This window comes from Knoellia sp. 3-2P3 (assembly GCF_029223115.1).
Classification (GTDB): Bacteria; Actinomycetota; Actinomycetes; order Actinomycetales; family Dermatophilaceae; genus Pedococcus_A.
In genome coordinates, this window is sequence record NZ_JARGZE010000001.1 from 764,438 (window position 1) to 786,003 (window position 21,566).

The 21,566-nt window shown below is 72.6% G+C and carries 20 protein-coding genes; 7 read left to right on the forward strand and 13 right to left on the reverse strand.

From position 1 onward, the window contains the following. Positions 1-8: 8 nt before the first annotated feature. Positions 9-1,112 carry an ABC transporter ATP-binding protein gene (locus P0Y31_RS03690; protein WP_275866704.1) on the reverse strand — a complete coding sequence of 368 codons (1,104 nt, stop codon included), beginning with the start codon at positions 1,110-1,112 and terminating at the stop codon, positions 9-11. Between the two features lie 118 nt (positions 1,113-1,230). On the opposite strand from P0Y31_RS03690, the gene P0Y31_RS03695 reads away from it, so the two are divergent. Beyond that, on the forward strand, positions 1,231-2,004 hold the full coding sequence (locus P0Y31_RS03695; protein WP_275866705.1) for an FCD domain-containing protein: 774 nt from the start codon (positions 1,231-1,233) through the stop codon (positions 2,002-2,004). Beyond that, the gene (locus P0Y31_RS03700) at positions 2,001-2,744 is read left to right on the forward strand and encodes a cache domain-containing protein (protein ID WP_275866706.1); all 744 of its coding nucleotides are present in this window, start codon (positions 2,001-2,003) and stop codon (positions 2,742-2,744) included. Before P0Y31_RS03695 ends, P0Y31_RS03700 begins: the two co-directional genes overlap by 4 nt. Before the next feature lie 24 nt (positions 2,745-2,768). Here the strand turns inward: P0Y31_RS03700 and P0Y31_RS03705 are convergent, their stop codons facing one another. The 8 genes from P0Y31_RS03705 to P0Y31_RS03740 all read right to left on the reverse strand — a co-directional run bounded on the left by P0Y31_RS03705 (position 2,769) and on the right by P0Y31_RS03740 (position 12,521). Further along, entirely contained in the window at positions 2,769-3,707 is a 939-nt protein-coding gene (locus P0Y31_RS03705; RefSeq protein WP_275866707.1) for an acyl-ACP desaturase, read from the reverse strand. Positions 3,708-3,880: 173 nt separating this feature from the next. Next, on the reverse strand, positions 3,881-6,700 hold the full coding sequence (locus P0Y31_RS03710; RefSeq protein ID WP_275866708.1) for an ABC transporter permease: 2,820 nt from the start codon (positions 6,698-6,700) through the stop codon (positions 3,881-3,883). Between the two features lie 9 nt (positions 6,701-6,709). Beyond that, positions 6,710-7,435: an ABC transporter ATP-binding protein gene (locus tag P0Y31_RS03715; RefSeq protein ID WP_275866709.1), complete on the reverse strand. Its 726-nt coding sequence runs from the start codon at positions 7,433-7,435 to the stop codon at positions 6,710-6,712. Positions 7,436-7,445: 10 nt separating this feature from the next. Then, positions 7,446-8,042, reverse strand: a complete 597-nt coding sequence (locus P0Y31_RS03720) for a PadR family transcriptional regulator (RefSeq protein WP_275866710.1) — start codon at positions 8,040-8,042, stop codon at positions 7,446-7,448. 84 nt (positions 8,043-8,126) lie between these two features. Further along, entirely contained in the window at positions 8,127-9,419 is a 1,293-nt protein-coding gene (locus tag P0Y31_RS03725; protein WP_275866711.1) for an MFS transporter, read from the reverse strand. A gap of 136 nt (positions 9,420-9,555) precedes the next feature. Next, a complete protein-coding gene (locus P0Y31_RS03730; protein ID WP_275866712.1) occupies positions 9,556-10,869 on the reverse strand; it encodes an aspartate aminotransferase family protein in 1,314 nt (437 codons plus the stop codon). A 96-nt stretch (positions 10,870-10,965) separates the two neighbouring features. Beyond that, positions 10,966-11,943, reverse strand: a complete 978-nt coding sequence (locus tag P0Y31_RS03735) for an NAD(P)H-quinone oxidoreductase (protein WP_275866713.1) — start codon at positions 11,941-11,943, stop codon at positions 10,966-10,968. Continuing rightward, entirely contained in the window at positions 11,940-12,521 is a 582-nt protein-coding gene (locus P0Y31_RS03740) for a molybdenum cofactor guanylyltransferase (protein ID WP_275866714.1), read from the reverse strand. The genes P0Y31_RS03735 and P0Y31_RS03740 overlap by 4 nt, the downstream gene beginning before the upstream one ends. Before the next feature lie 112 nt (positions 12,522-12,633). Here P0Y31_RS03740 and P0Y31_RS03745 point away from each other — a divergent pair, with 112 nt between their 5' ends. Further along, complete coding sequence (locus tag P0Y31_RS03745; RefSeq protein WP_275866715.1) at positions 12,634-14,097, forward strand: alkaline phosphatase PhoX; 1,464 nt, start codon at positions 12,634-12,636, stop codon at positions 14,095-14,097. 19 nt (positions 14,098-14,116) lie between these two features. Here the strand turns inward: P0Y31_RS03745 and P0Y31_RS03750 are convergent, their stop codons facing one another. Genes P0Y31_RS03750 through P0Y31_RS03765 form a run of 4 tightly spaced genes read right to left on the reverse strand, consistent with a single transcriptional unit; the run spans position 14,117 to position 17,936 of the window. Continuing rightward, positions 14,117-14,824 carry a D-alanyl-D-alanine carboxypeptidase family protein gene (locus tag P0Y31_RS03750; protein ID WP_275866716.1) on the reverse strand — a complete coding sequence of 236 codons (708 nt, stop codon included), beginning with the start codon at positions 14,822-14,824 and terminating at the stop codon, positions 14,117-14,119. Positions 14,825-14,871: 47 nt separating this feature from the next. After that, complete coding sequence (locus tag P0Y31_RS03755; RefSeq protein WP_275866717.1) at positions 14,872-15,633, reverse strand: IclR family transcriptional regulator; 762 nt, start codon at positions 15,631-15,633, stop codon at positions 14,872-14,874. A 21-nt stretch (positions 15,634-15,654) separates the two neighbouring features. Further along, positions 15,655-16,329 (reverse strand): response regulator, encoded by a 675-nt coding sequence (locus P0Y31_RS03760; protein WP_275866718.1) that lies wholly within the window; start codon positions 16,327-16,329, stop codon positions 15,655-15,657. Beyond that, the gene (locus P0Y31_RS03765; RefSeq protein WP_275806268.1) at positions 16,326-17,936 is read right to left on the reverse strand and encodes an ATP-binding protein; all 1,611 of its coding nucleotides are present in this window, start codon (positions 17,934-17,936) and stop codon (positions 16,326-16,328) included. The genes P0Y31_RS03760 and P0Y31_RS03765 overlap by 4 nt, the downstream gene beginning before the upstream one ends. A gap of 107 nt (positions 17,937-18,043) precedes the next feature. Here P0Y31_RS03765 and P0Y31_RS03770 point away from each other — a divergent pair, with 107 nt between their 5' ends. The 4 genes from P0Y31_RS03770 to P0Y31_RS03785 are packed head-to-tail and all read left to right on the forward strand — an operon-like array spanning position 18,044 to position 21,531. Beyond that, positions 18,044-19,054: a tripartite tricarboxylate transporter substrate binding protein gene (locus P0Y31_RS03770; RefSeq protein WP_275806270.1), complete on the forward strand. Its 1,011-nt coding sequence runs from the start codon at positions 18,044-18,046 to the stop codon at positions 19,052-19,054. Beyond that, positions 19,051-19,560, forward strand: coding sequence for a tripartite tricarboxylate transporter TctB family protein (locus tag P0Y31_RS03775; RefSeq protein ID WP_275866719.1), 510 nt, complete (start codon positions 19,051-19,053; stop codon positions 19,558-19,560). Before P0Y31_RS03770 ends, P0Y31_RS03775 begins: the two co-directional genes overlap by 4 nt. Continuing rightward, positions 19,560-21,110 (forward strand): tripartite tricarboxylate transporter permease, encoded by a 1,551-nt coding sequence (locus P0Y31_RS03780; protein WP_275866720.1) that lies wholly within the window; start codon positions 19,560-19,562, stop codon positions 21,108-21,110. The genes P0Y31_RS03775 and P0Y31_RS03780 overlap by 1 nt, the downstream gene beginning before the upstream one ends. A gap of 28 nt (positions 21,111-21,138) precedes the next feature. Next, positions 21,139-21,531, forward strand: a complete 393-nt coding sequence (locus P0Y31_RS03785) for a universal stress protein (protein WP_275866721.1) — start codon at positions 21,139-21,141, stop codon at positions 21,529-21,531. Positions 21,532-21,566 lie beyond the last annotated feature (35 nt).

Genomic DNA, 21,566 nt, shown 5'->3' on the forward strand with positions numbered 1-21,566 from the left:
CTCCTTCTCTAGGGTGCGGTGCGGGCCGGCACGGTGATGACGTGCTCGGGGTGCCAGAGGAGGTCGACGGCGGTGCCCCGCTCGAAGGCCTCCGCGACTGCGGCAGAACCGTTCTGCTGCAGGGCGATCAGGTTGGTCCCCTGTCCGGCTGCGTCGAGGCGTACGACGTAGCGGGTGACGGGACCGGCGTACACGACCTCGGTCACGGTGCCCGGGGCGCGGATGAGGCCGTCACGCGCGGCGTGGCTGTCGCGCGTCGCCACCGACAGCTTCTCCGGGCGGATGCTGAACGAGCCGGTGCGTCCGAGGAGGGCCTCGGCGACCGCTCCGGTCAACAGGTTGGAGGTGCCGACGAAGCCGGCCACGAAGCCGGAGGCCGGCTGCTCGTAGACCTCGCGCGCGGTGCCCACCTGCTCGATGCGACCGGAGTTGAAGACCGCGATGCGGTCCGAGAGCGTCAGCGCCTCCTCCTGGTCGTGGGTGACGAAGAGGAAGGTGATGCCGACGTCACGCTGGATGGCCTTGAGCTCGACCTGCATCTGCTCCCGGAGCTTGAGGTCGAGGGCGCCGAGGGGCTCGTCGAGCAGGAGGACCTTGGGCCGGTTCACCAGGGCGCGGGCCAGGGCCACGCGCTGCCGCTGGCCGCCGGAGAGCGCCCCCGGTCGGCGCGCGGTGAAGTCCGCGAGCCGGACCTGCTCGAGGGCCTCCAGGGCGCGGCGGCGTCGCTCTGCCTTGTCGACCTTCTTGACGCGCAGGCCGTACTCGATGTTCTCCAGCACGTTCATGTGGGGGAAGAGGGCGTAGTCCTGGAAGACGGTGTTGACGTCGCGGTCGTAGGGCTGGGCCGAGGTGACGTCGTGCCCGCCGAGCTCGATGCGCCCCGCCGTGGGGGTCTCGAACCCCGCGATCATGCGCAGCACCGTGGTCTTGCCCGAGCCCGAGGGCCCGAGCATCGAGAAGAACTCGCCGTCGGCGATCTGCAGGTCGGCGCCGTCCACGGCGACCACCGGCGGGTTGCCGGAGAACTCCTTGCGCAGGCCCCTCAGCACGATCGCCGGCCGCGTGGTCGGGTCGGTGCGCGGCTCGTCTCGCTGCGACTGCGGTGTCGACATACAATGAAACATATGGCTCCATAGGTTTTCAGGGCAAGACCCTGCCGGAAATGCGGTAGACAAGTGGCCCGACACGACCGCTCCGTCGTGCTCACCGTCTGGGGAAGGAGGCGCTCGCGTGGCCGACTCGTCGCTGGCCCTGGGCGCCTACGCCGCGGTGTTCGCCCCGCTGGAGGCGGAGGGGCGGGCCGAGGCCGTGGCCCGCCGTCTCGGCGAGGCCATCACGCTCGGGCTGCTGCCCGACGGGAGCCCGTTGCCGTCCGAGAGCGACCTGGCCGACCGGTTCGGTGTCGCCACGGTGACCGTGCGCGAGGCGCTCGCGGAGCTGCGCGAGGACAACCTCATCCGCACCCGTCGCGGCCGTGGGGGAGGGTCCTTCGTGGTCACCCCGGCCGACGGCGGGCAGCAGGCACTCGTCGCGCGGCTGCGCCGCATGGGCCTGGGCGAGCTGCGTGACCTGGCCGACCACTACACCGCGATCGCTGCGATGTGCGCCGAGCTCGCCGCGCTCCGTGCCGACCCCGACGACGTCGAGCGCCTGCGGGGCCACGTCGCGGCAGGGCGGGAGTCCGGGAACGGTGCAGGACGGTGGCGCGCCGAGGGCAACTTCCACCTCGAGCTCGCCGCGGCGGCCCAGTCGGCCCGCCTCACCCGCGAGGAGATGGCGCTGCAGAGCGAGGTCGGGATGCTGCTCTGGCTCTCCCACGCGCAGGCGGGCACGGGGAACGCGCGCCTGGGCGCGGAGCCGGCCGACCGGCATACCGAGCTCGTCGACTGCATCGCCACCGGCGATGCCGACGGGGCCCGCCGCGCGGCGGAAAGCCATGTGGCAGAGATGTTCCTGGCGGTGCGGACGTTGCACCGGCAGGTGTGGACCGGGAGGGTGCGATGACCTCGACAGCGGGAAGCCGGCTGGTCGGCGCGGACGTCGCCGACCTCGTCGTGCAGTGGTGTGCCGCCCTGTTCGCCGACCTCGACGAGGTGGCGGCACAGGTGGAGCAGCAGCTGGCGGTCGAGGCCCCGCGCCGCGGCGACCTCGCCATCGAGGAGACGTGCCACCGGCTGCTCACCGACCCCGGGCGCAAGGTGGCCGGCGCCGGCCTGGTGCTCGCGCCCGACGTGCTCGCGGACGCGGCCTACTGGCTGGAGTGGTGGACCGCCAACCCGGACGCCTCGCCGCCCGTGCCGCGCCGGCTGGCCGCCGAGACCGACCCCCGCGCGGTCGGGTTCCGCGACTACACCCACCTGCCCTGGTATGCCGTGCCGCTCGCCACCGGGGCGGCCCACATCACCGGCCCGTACGTCGACTACCTCTGCACCGACCAGCAGACGCTCACCTTCACCCGGCCCGTGTGGCGTCATGGTGCCTTTGCCGGCGTCGTGGGCTTCGACCTGCTCGTGCGGACCTTCGAGGAGCGGATGTTCGGGCCGTTGGAGCGGGTCGAGGGGTCGTGCGCGGTGGTCAACACCGCCGGTCGGGTGGTCACGTCGTCGGACCTGCAGTGGGTCACCGGCGACCTCATCCGCGGGCTGCCGGTCCAGCGGTGGTGGGCCGGTGAGGCGGTGCAGCACGACGCCTGGGAGTTCTGGCCGTGCCCCGGTCTCCCGCTCGGGGTGATCACCTCCCGCTGACCGGTTGACTCCCCGCGGGCCGGCTCAGGGGATGTTCATGCGCGCCTTGAGGGTGTCGCGCTTGTCCTCGAAGCGGGCGGCCTGCTTGTCGAGGTCCTCCATGAAGGCATCGAGCTCGAGGCGGGCCTGCTCACCCTCCGCGCCGAGGCCCTGGATGTCGAAGAGCTTCCAGAACCGCAGCACCGGGGCGACGACCTCGTCACGGTGCAGCCGCAGGTCGTAGATGCCGGCGACCGCCATCTCGACGGCCTTGCGCTGGAAGCCGGGGATGTCGGTGCCCGGCATCTGGAAGCCCTTGACCACGTCGCGGACGGCCATGACGGTCTGGTCGGGGGCGATCTCGAGGGCCCCCTGCAGCAGGTTGCGGTAGAAGATCATGTGCAGGTTCTCGTCCGCCGCGACGCGCGCCAGCAGCTGGTCGCACATCGGGTCGTCGGTGAACCGGCCGGTGTTGCGGTGCGAGACGCGGGTCGCCAGCTCCTGGAAGCTGACGTAGGCCAGCGAGTGCAGCAGCTCGCCGGAGTGCGCCGACTCGTAGCCCTGCGACATGTGGGTCATCCGGAACCGTTCGAGCGCAACGGGATCGACCATCCGCTTGACCAGCATGTAGTCGCGCATGGCGATGCCGTGGCGGCCCTCCTCGGCGGTCCAGCGGTGCACCCACTCGCCCCAGGCGTCGTCGCGGCCGAAGATGATCGCGATCTCGTGGTGGTAGCTCGGCAGGTTGTCCTCGGTGAGCAGGTTGACGATCAGCGCCGAGCGGGCGACGTCGCTCAGCGGTGCGTCGCTCGGGCTCCACGGCTCCCCGCCCATGAGTCCGTCGAAGTTGCGCCCGTCGGACCACGGGATGAACTCGTGCGGGAACCACTCCTTGGCGACCTTCAGGTGGCGGTTGAGGTTCTCCTCCACCACCTGGTTCAGCTCACGCAGCAGGTCGGTCTGGCTCCAGGTCGTCGCGGTCATGGCGCTCGTCCTCCGATGGGGGTGGCCGATGGGGGTCTCGACCTCCGTCCAACCTACGGGGGCGTAGGTGGAGGGGCTAGTTACCCGCCAGTGCTACCGGTGGGTCCAACGGGCGTATGCCGCGGGCAGCCTGGGCTCTGCGGCGTGGGCCGGGCCTGCGTCTCGCCGCTGCTTCACTCCGCCCGCCGTGCCACCGCCGGTGCCGCCCGGATTGCGGCCGCCGAGAGCAGGCCTGCGAGGAGGGGCACCCCCACGACGACGAGCAGCAGGGGCAGCCAGGGGATGACGAGCGTCGGATCGGCCTGCACCTCCTGACCGGTGACGTCGTCCCACGACGTGGCGGTCAGCGGGTGGGTGATGGCGACCCCCGGGAACAGCCCAACGACGACCCCGAGCACCGCGCCGATGAGTCCCACGACCATGGCCTGCGAACCGGCGAGGGCCCGTCGGGTGCGCCGGGTGGCACCCACTGCGGCGAAGGTGCCCATGTCGGCCTGCTGCTCCGCCAGCGACAGCGCCGTGGAGATCAGCGTCACGGCGAGCAGCAGGGCGGCTGCCAAGCCGAACATGACCCGCAGGACGGCGATGTCGTCGCGCTGGAAGCCGCGCTCGACGTAGAGCCACCCCTCGTCGGCGATGCTCTCGTCGAGCCGCTTCTGGGTCTCGGCGCTGATCGCACCCTCGGGGTCGCGCAGGAGCCATCCCTGCTGGGTCGTCGGCCAACCGAGCCGCTCGGCGGTCTCGGTGGTCACTGCGGCCCCGGTCCCGAAGCCGAGGCGGCCGTCGGCGATGGCCTCTTGCGGCAGCTCCACGACGGGCATCCGACGGGTCTGCAGACCCGAGAGGTCGGTCAGACCGCCCGTCTGCTGGTCGATGCCGGCCGCCCCGAACACCACTTCGGCAGCACCGTTCCTGGCCAGACCCGGGTGCGCGGCGGCGAGTCCGCCCTCGGCCATCATCTGCTGCTGGTCCGGGGTCAGGCCGAGTCGTGCGCCCAGCTCGGAGGCAGGGAGGACCATGACCTGGCCCTGGTTGTAGGCCAGGGTCCCCACCTTCATGCAGCGCTGGACGACCGTGGACCCGGGGTCGTCCTGGACCCCCACGCCCAGCGCCTGCTTCGGCGTGCACCCGGGCGGGACCACAGCGACCAGGGAGAGGTGCGTCGAGGCAGGGGTGGTCTCCGGAACAGACACCAGGGCGTACGGAGTGGCCACCACCTCGGGTGCGTCGGAGCGGAGGGCCTGCGTCACCGAGATCCGGGCGTCGGGCTCGCCGACCTGCACGAACCCCTGGCCCATCGCTGCCTGGGGGCGGTACTCCCGTTGGCGCTGCTCGGTGTCACTCGCCACGCCGATGCTGAACGCGGTCAGCGCAGCCACGCCGGCGAGGATGGCCGCCACCGTCGGCGTCGACCGCGTGCGGTGCCGGGCGGCGTCGCGGGTGGCCATGCGGGGAGCGACCGGCAGCCGGGAGGCGAGGGCGCCGGCGACGACGAGCAGGGCCGGCACCGTCAACAGGGCGCCGAGCACCAGCACGACAGCGCCACCGGCCATCGCGACCTCGCGAGCACCGTTCTTGACGCTGGCCACGAGGAAGAGCCCGCCGCCGACCACCATGAGGGCTCCCACCACGGGGAGGACCCGGTTCGCGGGCGGCGAGACGCTCTGGCCGCGCATGACGCCGACGATGTCGAGCCGGCCGAGCCGGAGCGACGGGATCAGGGCGGCGGTGACCGCGCTGACGACGGCGCAGGGCACGATGATGGCCAGCGCCACCCACGGCAGGCTGAAGCTGCCGATGAGGGTGCCGGGGTGCGTGGCCCGCCACACGGCCACGGCAGCCCGCAGCCCGAGGGCGCCGACGAAAGCTCCCCCGACGGCAGCGGCGGCACCGAGCACGAGCGCCTGGGCCAGCACCGACCGGCGCAGCTGGCGGGTCTCGGCGCCGTTGCTCGCAGCGATGGCCAGGGTTCGTCGCTGGCGTGCCGCGCTCACCGCGAAGGCCGGGCCGACCAGCAGGGTGGTGACGATGAAGAGCATGACGCCACCGACGAGGGCGGTGGTCGCGGCGCGGTCGGCCTCGTAGCCGGCCTGGCCCCGGATGCTCGGGTCGAGCTCGTGGTCGGCTGGCGGGTTCTCCAGGGCGGCAGCGCTGGTCACGACGATGCCGTACTCGTTGAGGGAGCGGACCTCGGACCAGGGGACCCGCCGCTCACGCTGGAGGATCCACGTCGCGCCGTACATGTCGGCGATGTCGAAGACCGTCGGGACGACGAAGTCGGGCTGGCCGCCCCAGGCGCTGAGAGCCGTGGCGGTGCCGACGACCTCCACATCGCGCGGTTCGCCCGCGACGGAGAATCGCGCGGGCCCACTCGTCGGCAGGCCCTTGTCGACCCCAGCCGGCGTCACGACGACCTCGGTGTTGTCGGTCGGCCACCGGCCGGAAGTGAGCTCGGCCTTCGGCCCGATGTCGCGGCGACCGTCGACGACCAGCCCGTGGATGCGGATGCGGCGGTCTCCGGAGAGGAACCGCGCGTCGGTCTCGGTGACGGGAACGAGCTCGCCCCCGAGGAGGCGCTCCATCGCGGCCGTGTTGTCCGCCCCGGCCACGAACCCCGGCACCGCCTTGGCCGGTGTGCCGTCGCTGGAATACGAGTCGGGCTCGGGGAACTGGGCGATCCGCTGTTCCTGGGGTGACTGCACCAGGGCCTGGCCGCTGCCCATCATCAGCGGGATGCGGTCGGCCCCGCTGAGCGTGCCGGTGTCGGCCCAGCAGGCGGCCGCCACGAGCAGGGCCACGGGCAGGGACACCATGACGAGGACGAGGATGCTGCGGCCACGGTGCCGCCGGACGTCGCGTCGCGCCATGCGCAGGGCGACCCGCCAGCTGGCCCGCCACCGCTGGAGGCGGGTCGCCCGGTGAGGGCGCTCGGGCTGCGGAGAGGTCTCAGGGAGGTCCGGGGCGGCAGGCTGCCCCGGGGCGAGGGTGGTCATGCCGCGGCCTCAGACGGCGCTGCCGAGCAGCGAGTCGGCCGTCGAAGGCCGCCCGGTGCTGTCGACGACGAGGCCGTCCCGCAGGAACACGACCCGGTCGGCCCACGCGGCGTGCCGTGCCTCGTGGGTGACGAGCAGCCCTGCGGCGCCGTCGTCGCAGCGCTCGCGGAGCACGCGCAGCACCTCCTCGCCGGTGTGCGAGTCGAGCGCGCCGGTGGGTTCGTCGGCCAGTACGAGCTTGCGGTCACCGACGAGGGCGCGGGCGATGGCCACCCGCTGCTGCTGCCCGCCGGACATCTGGTCGGGGTAGCGGTCGGCGAGCTCGCGGACACCGACGAGGTCGAGCGCGGCGAGCGCGTGGCGGCGGGCCCGGCGCACGCGCTGGCCGTCGAGCTCGAGGGGCAGCGCGACGTTCTCGGCCGCGGTCAGCGACGGGATGAGGTTGAAGTCCTGGAAGACGAACCCGACCCGGCGACGGCGCAGGCGGGCGAGCCCGTCGCCCTTCAGGCTGCCGATGGCCTCGTCCTCGATGAAGACCTGGCCGCTGGTCGGGGCGTCGAGTCCCCCGGCGAGGTTGAGCAGCGTGGACTTGCCCGAGCCGCTCGGGCCCATGACGGCCACCAGCTCCCCGGCGTGCACCTCCATGCTCACCCCGGCCAGCGCCTGCACGGCGGTGGCGTCGCTGCCGTGCACGCGGCTGACCTCGGCCAGCCGCAGGATCGGTGTCGTGCCCATCTGTGCCCCCTCAGGCGGAAGTTCTGCTGTGGTCCTTGGTGGTCTGCGGTGTGGGTGTGCCGTGGGCCCGCCTGCGCGGTCGGGTCGCCTCCCGGGCGAGCCGGGTCTCGACGTGGTCGAGCCAGCGGACCTCCGCCTCCGCGGCGAAGACGAGGTTCTCGAGCACCAGCAGCCAGGAGAGGTCGGTGTCGGTGTCGCCTGCGGTGGCGCGGTGCTTGAGGCGGGTGAGGTCCTGCAGGTGCTTCAGGGTCGCGGTGCGCTGGGTCTGCACCACCCGGTGCACGTCGACGCCCTCCACCGTCACGGCGAGGGCGAGCTTGATGACGAGCTCGTCGCGGGGGGTCGAGTCGCGGTCGACCGGTGCGACCCACCACTGGGTGACCTCGGCGCGACCGGCGCTGGTGAGGCGGTAAGAGATGCGCCCCTCGGCGTCCTCACCCACCGCCTCGACCAGTCCGTCGCGCTCCAGCCGGGCGAGGGTCGTGTAGACCTGCCCGACGTTGAGCGGCCAGGTCCCCCCGGTCCTGGCCTCGAACTCCGCCCGCAGCCGGGCGCCATACGTCGGCTCCTCGGCGAGCAGCGCCAACAAACCCAGCCGCACCGACATGCCGTCCCCTCTCGTCGTCCCCTTCACGCCATCGGGCCGGATGCATACCCGGTATTCCCGCTGGTGGGGAAGGTATACCGAGTATCAGGAGGCGGCGTCAAGCGCCGCGCCGACGGCTGGCGTGGAGGCCTCGTCGCCCGCATCGGCGCTCCCCCCAGGTGAGGGGGCCGGCCGCCGCACAACGCGACGGAGCAGCGGCTGCGCGACAGCGGCGAGCAGCAGGGCCGCCGCACCCGCGGCCACGGTGACCCCGAAGGCGGCGGTGTGGCCGGAGGCGTCGGCGAGTCGTCCGGCGGTCGCCGAGCCGAGCGCGTACCCAAGGCCCGTGGCGGCCGCGAGCAGCGTCATGGCCGCGCCGACCCGGGCGACCGGGGCGGCCCGCTCACCCAGGGTGAAGTTGCTGATCATGTAGGGCGCCACCACGAAGCCGAGCACCAGCACGACGAGCACCAGCGAGCGCAGCGAGTCGGTCCACAGCAGCGGCACGGCGAGGACGAACAGGCCGGCGGCCGTGACCAGCACCCGGGTCGCGTAGCCGACGCGCTCGGGGAGGGCGGCGATGGCCAGTCCGGCGGCGACGCTGCCGATGCCGAGCACGGCGTGCACGAGCCCGGCCGTGCCGGCCTGGCCGGCGGCGGTGGCGAGCACCGTCGTGCCGGTCTGCACCGAGCCGAAGACGACGCCGATCAGCAGCTGGGCGAGCAGCAGCACGGCGAAGACCGGCGTCACCAGCCGGCCGGCGGCGTGGCCGTCGTGGCGGGCCGCGTGGGTCAGCCGAGCCGTCGGGTGCAGGGCGAACCACACTCCGAAGACGAGCAGGAGGGCGGCGGCGGTCAGCAGCCCGGCGCCGGGCGCGGCCACCGCGACGAGCGTGCCGAGCAGGGCGGGCCCGAGCACGAAGGACGCCTCGTCCGCAGCGCCCTCATAGGAGAAGGCCGCCTCGACCAGCCGCGGCTGGTGGGGGCCGCTCCCGTGGGTGATCGGACGCCACCGGGCCCGCGCGAGCGGACCGATCTGCGGGGCGAAGGCGCCGGCCAGTCCGGCCGCGGCCACGAGCAGCGTCGTCTCGGCGTCGGCGGCCGCGAGGCCGACCAGCGCGGCGAGCCCGAGGCCGCCGACCACGGACTGCACGAGCACGACGGGGCGCTGCCCGAGTCGGTCGGCGAGCGCACCCGCGACAGGGGAGCACACGGCGTTCGCGACGGCGAGCGTGCCCGCGGCGAGGCCGCCCGCGGCATACGAACCGGTCGCTGAGGACACGAGGAGCAGGGCGCCCATCTGGCTCATGGCCAGGGGCAGCCTGCCGAGGAAGGCGGTGACGACGTAGAGGGGACCGGCCAGGGCGAAGAGCCGCCGGTAGGAGGCGATCGGTGACACGCGGGTTCGATTCTGTGCAGGTGCCGGGGTACGGCACAGCGGGCGTGCGCCGAACCCGCCTCCAAGGACGCACAGTAACCCTTTGCAGCACCAAGGATATCGGACCGAAGGCCCGCTCCCGACCGCTGTGCGGTGCCTAGGTCACGTAGGCATCGGCCGCAGCCAGGGCCTCGCCCACGATGGCCAGGCCCGTGGCAGCGTCGGCGTCGCTGATGTTGAGCGGCGGTGCGACATGGACGCGGTTGCCCAGGACCAGCGGGACCAGCTCGCGGTCGAGGCAGGCCCTCACGAACGCCGTCATCGGCGCGTTCGCCTCGCCGGTGGCGCCCACCGGCACGAGCGGCTCCCGGCTCTGCCGGTCGCGGACGAGCTCGAGGGTCCACAGGCCCCCGATGCCACGGACATCACCCACACAGGGGTGTTGCTCCGCCAGCCCGCCCAGGCCGGGTCCGAGGACCTCCGAGCCGAGGTGGGCGGCCGCCGCCACGGTGCCCTCGTCGTGCATGGCGCCCAGGGCGCCCACGGCGGCCGCGCAGGCGAGCGGGTGCCCGCTGTAGGTCAGGCCCGCCGGGTAGGGGCGTCGGGTGAACGTCTCGTAGACCGCCTCGCCGACCAGCACGCCCCCGAGCGGCACGTAGCCCGAGTTGACGCCCTTCGCGAAGACCAGCAGGTCGGGGCTCACACCCTCGTGGTCGACGCCGAACCAGGCTCCGGTGCGACCGAAACCGACCAGCACCTCGTCGGCGATGTACACGATGCCGTGACGGGTGCACAGCTCGCGGACACCGCGCAGGTAGCCGGCGGGCGGCACGATCACCCCCGAGCTGCCGACCACTGACTCCAGGACCAGGGCGGAGATCGTCGACGGCCCCTCGAGGAGGATCACCTGCTCGAGGTGGGCGAGCGCCCGCTCGCACTCCTCCGCGGACGTCCTCGACCCGAACACCGAGCGGTACAGGAACGGGCCGAAGAAGTGCACCGCTCCCGCCGAGCCGGTGTCGCTGGCCCAGCGCCGGGGGTCGCCGGTGAGGTGGATCGAGGTCGTCGTCGAGCCGTGGTAGGAGCGGTAGGCGGCGAGCACCTTCGGCCGGCCGTTGTGCAGGCGGGCCATCCGCACCGCGTGCTCGACGGCCTCGGTGCCACCGGTCGTGAACAGCACGTGCCCCAGCCCGTCCGGGGCCACCTCGACGATCGCCCGGGCGGCCTCGCCACGGATGTCGGACGCGTGGGCGGGCGCAAGCGCGCACAGCCGGTCGGCCTGCTGCTTGATGGCCTCGACGATGCGCGGGTGCTGGTGGCCGAGGTTGGTGAAGACCAGCTGCGAGCTGAAGTCGAGGTAGCGCCGGCCGGCCGCATCGACGAGGTGGCTGCCGGAGCCGCCGACGAAGGTCGGGACCTCTCGAGGCCCTTGCGCGACCCACGGATGGAAGACCAGCTCGTCGAGATCCATCACATGCCTCCACGTCCATTGTGGGGGCCGAGCCGACCGGCGTCATCAGCCGGTCTCTGCGGTCGTGGGCTCGGTCGCGGGTTCTCCGTCGTCGGTTCAGGGAGTCAGCAGGATCTTGCCGATGTGCCCGCTCTCCTCCATCTCGCGGTGTGCCTGGGCCGCGGCGGCGAGCGGGTGCCGGGAGTGCACGACGGGCCGGACCCGCCCAGCCTCCACCAGCGGCCAGACGTGCTCGCGCACGGCGGCGACGATGGTGGCCTTCTCCTCGACCGGCCGGGCCCGCAGCGAGGTCGCGATGACGGCAGCGCGCTTGCGCAGCAACGCGTTCAGGTCGATCTCGGCCTTCGTGCCGCCCTGCAGCCCGATGACGACGAGGCGGCCGTTCACGGCGAGGGCGTCGACGTTGCGGGAGAGGTACTTCGCGCCCATGTTGTCGAGGATGACGTCGGCCCCGGTGCCGCCCGTGGCCCGGCGCACCTCCTCGACGAAGTCCTGCTCGCGGTAGTTGACCAGCACCTCGGCGCCGAGTGACCGGCAGGCCTCGAGCTTCTCGGCCGACCCCGCCGTGACGGCCACGTGGGCGCCGACCTCGCGGGCCAGCTGGATGGCCATCGTGCCGATGCCCGACGACCCGCCGTGCACGAGGAGGAACTGCCCCGGCAGCAGGTTGGCGGTCATGAAGACGTTGGACCACACGGTGCACACGACCTCGGGCAGCGCGGCGGCGTCCTCGAGCGCGACGCCGCCGGGCACCGGCAGCACCTGGGCCTGCGGCACGCACACCTGCTCGGCGTAGCCGCCGCCCACGAGCAGCGCGCAGACCTCGTCGCCCACCGACCAGTCGATGACGCCCTCGCCGACGGCGTCGACCGTGCCGCTGACCTCCAGGCCCGGGTAGGGGGAGGAGCCGGGCGGCGGGTTGTAGAAGCCGCGCCGCTGCATGACGTCGGCCCGGTTCACACCAGCGGCGGCCACCCGGATGCGCACCTCGCCGGCGGCCGGCTCGGGGTCCGGCACCTCGGCGAGCACGAGGGCGTCGGCGTCTCCGGGCGTGGGGATCGTGATGGCCTTCATGGCGCGAGCCTATGGCGGGCCGCGTCGAGGTCCTCGGGGGTGTCGATGTCGCGGCTGGCCCGTTCGGGCACCTCGACCCGGTGCACGCGCAGCCCGTCGAGCACCCTGCGCAGGGGCGTCCCGGCCGGCCGGTCGGGCAGCGCGGCGCGCAGCGCCGCGGTCCGGTATGCCGCGAGGAGCGGCTGCACGCGCCCGTCGCCATCGACGCCCGCGACGACGTCCGCGTCGGGAACCCCGGCAAGGGCTGCGGCGAGCTCGACGGCCACGGGCCCGGCACCTGGCATGTCGCCCCCGAGCAGAACGGTGACCGGTGCCTCCACCTCGCCCAGCGCTGCGGCGAGCCCGGCGACGGGGCCGCCGCCCGGTGGGTCCTCGCGGGTCCAGCGCACACCCCGTCGCACGATGGGCCGCTCCGGCCCGACGCACAGCACGTCCCAGTGCTCGGGCAGCGACGACAGGACGGCGTCGAGCACGGAGACGCCGCCGAGGTCGGCCCGCGTCTTGTCCGAGCCGAAGCGCCGGCTCTCACCGCCACACAGCACCACCGCGGTGGTGGGAACCGTCGGGTTGCTGGTCACGAGCGACAGGTTTTCACGTCCAAGACCTTCCGGGGAGGGGTGGGCCGCACTACCGTGGCGACTCGTTGCCCGGACGACCCCGGGCGAACTCGCAGTCTCGAAGGGGAGATGCATGGCAGTCGAGAGACGTACGTTCCTCAAGGGCAGTGCCGCGGTCACCGGCGGCGTCCTGCTGGCCGGCCCGTTCCAGGGCCTCGTCGCCGGTCCGGCCGGCGCGCTGGGCGCCGCACCGTTCCGGGCGCTGCGGCCGACGGAGGACCTGCGCGACGGCAAGGTGCGGCTGCACCTGCCCGAGGGGTTCTCCTACCGGTCGTTCCACGACACCGAGCAGAAGGTGGTGCTCGACGACGGCACCACGCTGCCCGGCCGCCACGACGGCATGGGTGCGTTCGAGGGCGAGGACGGCCTCGTCACGCTGGTGCGCAACCACGAGGTCAACAACCCCGGCCCCGCCTTCGGCCCGGTCGGTGAGCACACCTACGACCCGCAGGCCAAGGGCGGCTGCACGGTCGTCAACGTCTCACCCGAGGGCGAGGTCACCAGCGCCTGGACCGGCCTCAACGGCACGATGATGAACTGCAGCGGCGGCCAGATGCCCTGGGGCGCGTGGATCACCTGCGAGGAGACCGTCAACGGCCCCGACGTGGGCCCCGACTTCACCGGCACGTCGAACATCCCGCTGACCAAGCCGCACGGCTACGTCTTCGAGGTGCCGACCACGGGCCGCGCCTCCGGCGAGCCGATCACCAGGGCCGGCCGCTTCGCCCACGAGGCGGTCGCGCTCGACCCGGTCGACGGCTACCTCTACCTCACCGAGGACAACTTCGCGTTCCCGTCGGGCTACTACCGCTACAGGCCGAAGCGGCACCCGATGGAGGTCGGCCACATCGACAACGAGGGCACCCTGCAGATGCTCAAGGTCAAGGGGGTCGACGACGCGCACCTCGAGGCCGAGCAGGCCAAGGGCGCCCGGTATGCCGTGGAGTGGGTCGACATCGACGACCCGGACCCGACCTTCACGTACACGCCGGGCCAGGCCGCTCCCACCACCAACGACGAGGCGCTCACCTACGTCGGCGACCAGGGTCGCGCCCAGGGCGCCGCGCACTTCTCCCGCCTCGAGGGCCAGATCTACGACAACGGCGTCGTCTACTTCACCTCCACCCAGGGTGGCGGTGAGGCGATGACCGGGCCGGACAGCCGCAACGGCTACGGCAAGGGCTTCGGCCAGGTGTGGGGCTACGACACCCGGTCGGAGACGCTGTTCCTCGTCTACCAGTCGCCGGGCAAGGAGACGCTCGACTTCCCCGACAACATCACGGTGAGCGAGCGCGGCAGCCTCGTCCTGTGCGAGGACAGCTCGGGCGACAACTACGTCCGCGGCCTCTCCCGCGGCGGGCAGCTGTGGGACATCGCGCTCAACCGGATGACGAGCGCCAGCGGGACCGACCGCCGCGGCGACGAGTTCGCCGGGTCAACCTTCAGCCCGGACGGCAGGACCCTGTTCGTCAACATCCAGGCCAGTGCCGGCCTGACCTTCGCCATCTGGGGGCCCTGGCACGAGATCGGCGTCTGACGGGCTCAGACGCACCCCGTCAGCTGCCCGCCGTCGGCTTCCGCGGCGGGCAGCTGGTCGTGGCGAGGTACTCGAAGTGCCACCACTCGTTGTCATAGGTGCGGCAGAGCCCGTAGGCCGCGCCGTGGGCCTCCAGCCACTGCGCGGCCGCGAGCGGCGAGACGTCCACCGCGTAGCCCTTGACGTGCGCCGACTCCTGCGGCGGCAGAACCCACTTCGTCGCCTCGGAGCGCGAGCCGTACTTCACGAGCGCTCGGTCGAACAGGACCTGCTGCCACTCGGCGCTGCGCCAGGCCGACTTGATGCCCGGTTGCTCGCCGGCTCGGCGGGCGGCGGCCAAGGCCGACCTCACCGCGGCGGCCGCCGGTGCCTGCATGTTGGTCGTGCCGGGCACGGGGTCGGAGAGGGCGATGCTCGTGGTCGGTGCGGGGATGCGGTCCGTGACGACGGGCGCCAGCGCGCCACGTCCGCCGGCCGGCGGGTCCGCGGGTGCGGGCGGGCTCTCCTCGGGTGGTCGACCGGCGTCGGGCGTGGACCGGCCACCGGCGGCTCCTGCCTGCTCACCGGAGCCGACTGCGGCAGGGGATGGGTCGTCACCGCCGCGGTGGACGGCATACCCCAGCGCGCCCGTGGCCACCACGAGCACCATGAGCGTCGTCAGGACGAACCGCAGGCGGCGTCGACGTCGGCGGCCCGCCGAGACGAACGTGGCGATGAACTCCTGCACCGGCCCCTCCTCCCCCGGGTGAGTGTGGACGCTTCAGGCCCCGCCGATCAACGCACCCCGCCGAGGCGGGCAGACAGCGTCGCGGCCACCCGGCTCACCGCGGCGACGATCCGGGCCCGCTCGGAGTCCGCGACCTTGTCGGTCGGGAAGGTGACGGCCACACCGGCGACCGGGTGACCCGTGTGGTCGAGCACGGCCCGGGCGACCGAGGACAGGCCCTCGCTGACCGAGCCCTCCTCCACGGCGTACCCCCGGTTGCGCACCTCGGTGAGCTCCCGGCGCAGCTGGGACACCGAGGTGGGTCCGTGCCCGTCGCGCTGGACGAGGCTGTCGCGGTGGGGGAAGAGCGCCCGCACCTGCGCCGGGGGCAGGGCCGCGAGCATGGCCAGGCCGCTGGCGGTGAGCGGCGCGGGGAGCCGCACGCCGACGTCGGTGACGAGCAGCGGCCGGCCTGGCGCCCGCTCCTCGATGACGTAGAGCACGTCGCGGCCGTGGAGCACCGCGAGGTGCGCGTTGTGCGTGGTCTCGTCCACGAGACGGCCCAGGAGGGGCCGGGCGAGGCGTTGCAGGGGGGCCTGCCGCTGGTAGGCCGAGCCCAGCTCGTAGGCGGCGACGCCGAGGCCGTAGCGACGTTCCTCCGGCAGGTGCGTGACGAAGCCGTGGTCGCGGAGCACGGCGAGCAGGTGGTAGGTGCTCGACCGGGGGATGCCGAGCTCGCGCGCGATCGACCCGGCCGGCAGGGGCTCGGTGTGCCGGGCCAGGAGCGAGAGCACCTCGAGTGCCTGTGCCGCGGCCGGTGCGTTGCCCACGGCGAGAGTGTGGCAGACCGCTCAGGTGGCCCAGCGGTAGCGGCGTTCCGGCCGGCCGGTCGTGCCGTAGCGCAGCCGCACCTCGGCCTGACCGGTGCTGCAGAAGTGCTCGAGGTAGCGGCGGGCGCTCACGCGGGACAGGCCCGCCTGCTCCGCGCACTCGGTGGCCGAGAGGGTCCCCTCCGTCTCCTTCAGCACGCGCTCGACCACCTGGGCGGTCTCGACGCTCATGCCCTTGGGCAGCGGCCCCGGCGGTCCCCCTGCGGTGCGGCCGCCGAGCAGCCGGTCGATGTCGCCCTGGCCCTCCACGACCGCAGCGTCGAGCGCCGCCCGCCGCGCGGCATACCGTTCCAGCCTGTCGCGGAGGTCGTCGAAGCCGAAGGGCTTGAGCAGGTAGTCGACCACGCCCTGGCGGCCGGCCTGGCGGACGGCGTCGAGCTCCTTCGCGGCGCTGATGACCATCACGTCGCAGCTCTCGCCGGCCCCGCGGAGCTTGGCCAGCACGTCGAGCCCGAAGAGGTCGGGCAGGTAGAGGTCGAGCAGCACCAGGTCGGGCTGGAGCTCGCCCACGGCGGCGAGGGCGTCGGTGCCGGTGTGCCGGGCGCCGACCACCTCGAAGCCGGGCACGCGCTGGACGAAGCCGGTGTGGATCCGCGCCACCATGAAGTCGTCGTCGACGACGAGGACCCTGATCACGAGACGGCCTCCGGGACGGTGGTGACGGTGAGCTGGGCCCGGAACATGGCTCCGTCCTCGGTGTTGGAGAGCACGACCTCGCCGCCCCGGCGCTGGCACACCAGCTGGGTCAGCGCCAGGCCGATGCCCCGCTCGCCGGACCGGGCAGCCTTGGTGGTGAAGCCGTGGGTGAAGACCTCCTGGGCGAGCTCCGGAGCCACACCGGGGCCGGAGTCGCGCACGACCACCTCGACGCTCGTCGCGTCGTTGCGCAGCGAGACCTCCACCCAGGCCTCCGGCGAGCCGGAGGCGGCGTCGATGGCGTTGTCGACGAGGTTGCCGACGACGGTCGCCACGTCGGCCGAGTCGGCGGGCTCGAGCCGGTCGAGGGAGGTGTCGCCGCTGACCCGCAGCTCCACGCGCCGCTCGGCGGCCAGCGACGACTTGGCCATGAGCAGGGCTGCGACCGCGCTGTCGTGCACGCGCCGGTTGACGGTGAGGTCGAGCGACTCACGGTGCCGGCTCACGGCGTCGACGTAGCGGACGACCTCGTCGAACTCGCCGATCTGGATCAGGCCGGAGATGGTGTGCAGCTGGTTGGCGAACTCGTGCGCCTGGGCCCGAAGCAGCTGGGTGGAGCTGCGGAACGAGCCGATCTCGCGCTCGAGCTGGGCGAGCTCGGTGCGGTCGCGCAGCGTGGTGACGGTACCCAGGTGCCGGCCGTCCTTGTCGACCGCCATGCGGTTCATCACGAGCACGCGCCCGCGCCGGATCACCACCTCGTCGCGGGCGTCGCCCTCGCCCGAGAGCACGTCGCGCAGCCTCCCCTCGATGCGCAGGTCCGCCAGGCTGACACCGGCCGCGTGCTCGGGGAGGTCGAGCAGGCGTCGGGCGACGTCGTTGACGAGGGTGATGCGGTTCTGCGGGTCGAGGGCGATGACCCCCTCGGCGATGCCGTAGAGCAGGGCCTCACGGTGCTCGGCGAGGCCCGCGATCTCGCGGGGCTCCAGGCCCAGGGTCTGGCGCTTGATGCGCCGGGCCAGCAGCCACGACCCGAGCACGCCCAGCACCAGGGCGGTGCCGAGGTAGGTGAGCAGGTAGGAGGAGGCGCCGCGCAGCCGCTCCCACACCGAGGGGAAGTCGACGGCGACCATGACCGTGCCCAGGGTCTCGCCCACGTGGCCGGTCTGGACGCTGAGGACGGGCACCTGGGAGACGAGCTGGCGGTCACCCTCGAGCTCCATGGTCCCCGACCAGCTGGTGCCGTTCGCGACGTCCGGGTCACCGAGCGGGAGACCGGCGTCCTCGAGGTCGGGGTCGCTCGATACGCGCACGTGCTCGTCGGCGTCGGCGATGGTCACCGCGGTCACCCGCGACTGGACGACGACCTGCTGCGCGAGCGTGGCCAGGCCGGTGCGCTGCTCGGGCACGGCGAGGTTTCCGCGCACCAGCGGGTTGGCCGCCACCTGCTCGGCGAGGGCCGACACCCGGCGGCCCTCGACCCTGGTGAAGGTGGCCTCGGACTGGGCGAGGGAGAGTGCTCCCACCGCGACCAGCACCACCGTGACCAGCGCCAGCTGGAACGCCAGCAACTGACCCGCGAGGGTCGACCGGCGCAGCGCACGCATGACCACTATGAACTCAACCTTCTCTGGTGACACAAGAGGGACGAACCATCCCATCAGGCAGCACGATCATCGCGCCCCCCAGAAGGAAAACGAAAGAGGTCTCAACGATGCGAGCTCGTCCCACCGCCCTGGTCGGCGCCGCAGCCGTCGCAGCGCTCGCGCTCAGCGCCTGTGGTGCCACCGCTGCCAAGGACTCGTCCGGCTCCGCCTCCGCCGACGGCGGCAAGCCGGCCACCAACCTGCAGCTGATGGTGCCCAACTCGCCCGGCGGCGGGTACGACACGACCGCCCGCGTCGCGGCGAAGGTCATGGAGGCCGAGAAGATCACCGGCCCGGTGCAGGTGTTCAACCTCCCCGGTGCCGGCGGCACGGTCGGCCTGCAGCGGACCGTGAACGAGAAGGAGAACGGCAAGCTCGCCATGCAGATGGGCCTCGGCGTCGTGGGCGCGGCCTACACGCAGAAGTCCAAGGCGACGCTCAACGACACGACGCCGATCGCCAAGCTCATCGAGGAGGCCGGCGCCATCGTCGTGCCCAAGGACTCGCCCTACAAGGACATCAACCAGCTCGTCGATGCCTGGAAGAAGGACCCGAAGAAGCTGGCCGTGGGCGGTGGCTCCTCGCCGGGCGGTCCCGACCACCTGCTGCCGATGCAGCTGGCCAAGGCCGTCGGCATCGAGCCCAAGGACGTCTCCTACGTGTCCTACGACGGTGGCGGCGAGCTGCTCCCCGCGCTGCTCGGCAACAAGATCGCCTTCGGTGCCAGCGGGTTCGGCGAGTTCCTCGACCAGGTCGAGGCCGGCGACGTCCGCGTGCTGGCGGTGACCAGCGAGGAGCCGATCGAGGCACTGAAGGACGTGCCGACGCTCAAGAGCAGCGGCATCGACCTCGTGTTCACCAACTGGCGCGGCATCGTCGCCCCTCCCGGCATCTCGGAGGAGGACAAGCAGACGTGGATCAAGGCGCTGACCGCGATGCACGACTCCAAGGGCTGGAAGGACGAGATGGCCAAGCGCGGCTGGACCGACGCCTTCCAGACCGGTGACGAGTTCGGCACCTTCCTCAAGGAGCAGGACACCGAGGTCGCCGAGATCCTCAAGCAGCTGGGCCTGGCGTGAGCCAGCAGTCCCTCACGGGCAAGGGCGGGGACCGCGCGCAGTACGCCGTGTGCGCGGCCCTCGCCCTGCTCGGCGTGTTCGTGCTCTTCGACGCCAGCCGGATCGGGGCGGCGTCCAGCAGCAACGACCCGATCGGCCCCAAGCCCGTGCCGATCATCCTCGGCGTCCTGCTCGTCGTGGTCGCGGTGTTCTACGCGATCGACGTCGCCCGCGGCGGCGTCGGCGAGGCGGAGGCAGGCGAGGACGTCGACCTCACGACCCGCATCGACACCCGCACCGTCGCCCTGCTCATCGGTGCCTTCATCGCCAACGCGGTGCTCATCGAGCCGCTCGGCTGGGTCATCAGCGGGTCGCTCCTGTTCTGGGGCGCGGCCTTCGCCCTCGGCAACCGTCACCACCTCAGGGGCCTGGTCATCGGGGTCGCCCTGGCACTGGTCACGTTCTACGCCTTCGCGATCGGCCTGGGCGTGAACCTCCCGGCCGGCATCCTGCAAGGGATCCTGTGATGGACAACCTGAACGCCCTGATCGAAGGGTTCGGCGCCGTCCTGACGCCGATGAGCCTGCTCATCGCGCTGCTCGGCGTCACCGTCGGCACGGCCGTGGGCGTGCTCCCCGGCATCGGCCCGGCCATGACCGTCGCGCTGCTGCTGCCGATCACCTACGGCATGGAGCCGACCCAGGCGCTGATCCTCTTCGCCGCGATCTTCTACGGCGGCATGTACGGCGGCTCGACGACCTCGATCCTGCTCAACACCCCGGGTGAGTCCGCGTCGGTGGTCACGGCCATCGAGGGCAACAAGATGGCCAAGGCCGGGCGGGCCGCGCAGGCGCTCGCCACCGCGGCCATCGGCTCGTTCATCGCGGGCACCATCGCCACGCTGGCGCTGGTCTTCGTGATGCCGCAGGTCGTCGAGTTCGCGATCAGCCTCGGCGCCCCGGAGTACCTCGCGATCATCCTCGTCGCCTTCGTCGGTGTCAGCGCGGTGCTGGGCTCGTCGCGGGTGCGCGGGCTGGCCTCGCTGCTCGTCGGCCTGACGATCGGCCTCATCGGCATCGACTTCGTCACCGGCCAGCAACGGCTGACCCTGGGGGTGCCGCAGTTGGCCGACGGCATCGACGTCGTCGTGGTCGCCGTCGGCATCTTCGCCGTGGGCGAGGCTCTCTGGGTCGCCGCCCACCTGCGCCGCAAGGCCGCGGAGGTCATCCCGGTCGGACGGCCGTGGATGGGCCGGGAGGACTGGAAGCGGTCGTGGAAGCCGTGGCTGCGCGGCACGGCATACGGGTTCCCGTTCGGCGCCATCCCCGCCGGTGGCGCCGAGATGCCGACCTTCCTCTCCTACATGACGGAGAGGAAGCTGTCGAAGCACCCTGAGGAGTTCGGCAACGGAGCCATCGAGGGCGTCGCCGGGCCCGAGGCGGCCAACAACGCCTCGGCCGCAGGCACGCTCGTGCCGATGCTGGCCCTGGGCCTGCCCACCAACGCGACGGCGGCGATCATGCTGGCCGCGCTGCAGGGCTACGGCATGGAGCCGGGCCCGCTGCTGCTCGAGAAGCAGCCGGGCCTGGTGTGGGCGCTCGTCGCCAGCCTCTTCATCGGCAACACGATGCTGCTGGTGCTCAACCTGCCGCTGGCGCCGGCCTGGGCCAAGCTGCTGCAGATCCCGCGGCCCTACCTGTATGCCGGAATCCTCTTCTTCGCGTCGATGGGTGCCTACGCGGTCAACTCCCAGCCGTTCGACCTGTTCCTGCTGCTGGGCCTCGGGCTGCTCGGGTTCGCGATGCGGCGGTTCGGCCTGCCCGTGCTGCCGCTGATCGTCGGCGTCATCCTGGGGCCGCTCGCCGAGAAGCAGGCGCGGCGCTCGCTGCAGCTGACCGGGGGCGACCCCTCCGGGCTCATCGGCGGGCCGGTGGCGTGGGTCTGCTACGCCATCATCGCGGTCGTGCTGCTCTGGCCGCTGATCGCCAAGCTCATCGGCCGCAGCCGAGACGACGGTGGCGACGACCACCCGAACCCCCAGTTCGGCCGGGGCGGCAACGTGCCGAGCTCTGTGTGACCGGCTTGCAGTCGAGAGGAGACAGATCATGACGGTGCTCGTGGGCTACGTGCCCAACTCGTTCGGCGAGACGGCGCTCACCGCGGCGGTGGAGGAGTCGCGCCGCCGCGGCGAGCGGCTCCTCGTCGTCAACATGTCGCGCGACGACGTGCTCGTCGACGCCAGGCGCGCGGGAGAGGACCAGCTCGCCCGGGTGGGGCGCGACCTCGCCGAGCTGGGCACGGCCTTCGAGGTCCGCCAGATCGAGGAGGGCAACGACGCGGCCGAGGCCCTGCTGAGGGTCGCCGAGGAGGAGAAGGTCTCCGTGCTGGTCATCGGGCTGCGGCACCGCTCGCCGGTGGGCAAGCTGCTCCTCGGCTCGGTGGCGCAGCGGGTGCTGCTCGACGCCCCCTGCCCGGTACTGGCGGTCAAGCCCTCCTGACCGCGTCGGTGACGGCGTCCGCGGATGTGTCCGTT

Coding starts and splice junctions, on each gene's coding strand:
- P0Y31_RS03765 (WP_275806268.1), bottom strand. CDS start 17,936: ATGCGTGCGCTGCGCCGGTCGACCCTCGCGGGTCAGTTGCTGGCGTTC.
- P0Y31_RS03720 (WP_275866710.1), bottom strand. CDS start 8,042: ATGTCGGTGCGGCTGGGTTTGTTGGCGCTGCTCGCCGAGGAGCCGACG.
- P0Y31_RS03785 (WP_275866721.1), top strand. CDS start 21,139: ATGACGGTGCTCGTGGGCTACGTGCCCAACTCGTTCGGCGAGACGGCG.
- P0Y31_RS03735 (WP_275866713.1), bottom strand. CDS start 11,943: ATGAAGGCCATCACGATCCCCACGCCCGGAGACGCCGACGCCCTCGTG.
- P0Y31_RS03770 (WP_275806270.1), top strand. CDS start 18,044: ATGCGAGCTCGTCCCACCGCCCTGGTCGGCGCCGCAGCCGTCGCAGCG.
- P0Y31_RS03710 (WP_275866708.1), bottom strand. CDS start 6,700: ATGACCACCCTCGCCCCGGGGCAGCCTGCCGCCCCGGACCTCCCTGAG.
- P0Y31_RS03730 (WP_275866712.1), bottom strand. CDS start 10,869: ATGGATCTCGACGAGCTGGTCTTCCATCCGTGGGTCGCGCAAGGGCCT.
- P0Y31_RS03715 (WP_275866709.1), bottom strand. CDS start 7,435: ATGGGCACGACACCGATCCTGCGGCTGGCCGAGGTCAGCCGCGTGCAC.
- P0Y31_RS03745 (WP_275866715.1), top strand. CDS start 12,634: ATGGCAGTCGAGAGACGTACGTTCCTCAAGGGCAGTGCCGCGGTCACC.
- P0Y31_RS03700 (WP_275866706.1), top strand. CDS start 2,001: ATGACCTCGACAGCGGGAAGCCGGCTGGTCGGCGCGGACGTCGCCGAC.
- P0Y31_RS03705 (WP_275866707.1), bottom strand. CDS start 3,707: ATGACCGCGACGACCTGGAGCCAGACCGACCTGCTGCGTGAGCTGAAC.
- P0Y31_RS03780 (WP_275866720.1), top strand. CDS start 19,560: ATGGACAACCTGAACGCCCTGATCGAAGGGTTCGGCGCCGTCCTGACG.
- P0Y31_RS03690 (WP_275866704.1), bottom strand. CDS start 1,112: ATGTCGACACCGCAGTCGCAGCGAGACGAGCCGCGCACCGACCCGACC.